Below are 1,539 nucleotides of genomic sequence, written 5' to 3' on the forward strand. Positions count from 1 at the left end.
CTTGCCACCACCGCTGATCGGGTCGATCGCCAGTGCGGGCACACCGGCCTGCAGGGCCAGCACGAGTCCGTGCATCCGCATCGTCACCACGGCGTCCATGCGGGCGATCACCGAGCTCACCTGACCGGGCGTCGAGGGCAGTCGCCAGTCGCGGGGGTCGAGTCGGGTCTCCAGCGGGAGCAGCGCCGCGTCCAGGCCACCCAGCCAGTCGGTGAGCGCGCCGATCACGGCCTCGTGGCGCCGCCGGTCGCCGTACTCCTGTTGGCCACCGGTCAGGTACACCCCGACGACGGGCACCGCCGGTGGCGGGACGTGTGCGGCCAGGTCGGGTCGCGCGGTCGAACCGGGGGCGTCGCGGGCGATCACGGCGTCGAGCCGGTCGAGCAGGGGATCGGCGTGGTCCACGACGCTGACGCCGACAGCGATCCGTCGGCAGCGGGGGAAGCGGTCCAGCATCTCGACCGCGGCGTCGCCGCTGGCGGGGCCGCACACGAAGACCACGTGGGTGTAGCGGGCGGGGTCGACGTCGTCGAGGCGGAGGCCGCCGGGCGGGCACATCACCGCGCTCCAGGCGGTGTCGTGACCGATCCCGTCGGCGGTGAGGCGACGGGCCACCGCCTCCATCGCCAGGACGTCGCCGGCCGTGGCCTCGCCGTGCAGGGGACTGGACCAACCGACGATGAGTACGCGCACCCCGTCGAGCCTGCCCGACGCGGCTCCGCCCCGCCAGCCCCGGCTCATCGGGCTAGCCTCGGGCCGGTGAACACCAACGTGACCGTCGTGGTGGCCTCGAGGAACCGGCGAGAGGACCTCCGGGCCACCCTGCCCCGCCATGACGCGCCCGTGATCGTCGTGGACAACGCCTCGGACGACGACTCGGTGGAGGTGTGCCGCGCCGCGGGCGACCACGTGAGTGTCATCGCGTCGCCCGAGAACCTCGCCGCGAGGGCCCGCACCGTCGGTGCGCGGGCGGCGCGGACCGAACTCGTCGCGTTCGCCGACGACGACTCGTGGTGGGAACCGGACTCCCTCGAGCGGGCGGTGCGGCTCTTCGCCGAGTATCCGCGCCTCGGCCTGGCCGCCGGCACCATCCTCGTGGGGCCGAGAGGCGAGCCGGACCCGATCAACGCGGTGCTCGCCGACTCGCCCCTGGGCACCGCACCCGACGCCCCGGGCCCGGCCCTGCTGGGTTTCGTCGGATGCGGTGCGATCGTCCGCCGCGACGCGTTCCTCGGGGTGGGCGGGTTCGACGACGTCATCCGTTTCCCCGGCGAGGAGGAGCGGGTCGCCCTCGACCTGCACGACGCGGGCTGGCAGATCTGTCACGTCCCGGACCTCGTGGCCCACCACCACCCGTCACCGGTGCGGGACGCGCCGGGGATCCGCCGGGCCGGCCTCACCCGCAGCCGGCTCCTCACCGCGGTCCTCCGGTTGCCGGCGGGCGCGGTCGCGGGTGAGGTCGTGGACGGGATGCGCAGCGCGGACGGACGGAGAGGGCTCCTCAGCGCGGTGCCGCGGATCCCCGCCGCACTCGCGGCG

At 74.9% G+C, this 1,539-nt stretch carries 2 protein-coding genes; one reads left to right on the plus strand and one right to left on the minus strand.

Annotated features, from left to right (window positions below; genetic code table 11):
• Positions 1-741, minus strand: a 741-nt coding sequence (locus G6030_RS02395; protein WP_187701466.1) for a polysaccharide pyruvyl transferase family protein, incomplete at its 3' end; no start/stop codon positions are given.
• A gap of 18 nt (positions 742-759) precedes the next feature.
• Between G6030_RS02395 and G6030_RS02400 the strand changes: the two genes are divergently transcribed.
• Positions 760-1,539: glycosyltransferase (locus G6030_RS02400; RefSeq protein ID WP_182642089.1), on the plus strand; the 780-nt coding region annotated here is incomplete at its 3' end.

The organism is Dietzia sp. E1 (assembly GCF_014145015.1).
In the GTDB taxonomy this organism is placed as follows: Bacteria; Actinomycetota; Actinomycetes; order Mycobacteriales; family Mycobacteriaceae; genus Dietzia; species Dietzia cinnamea_A.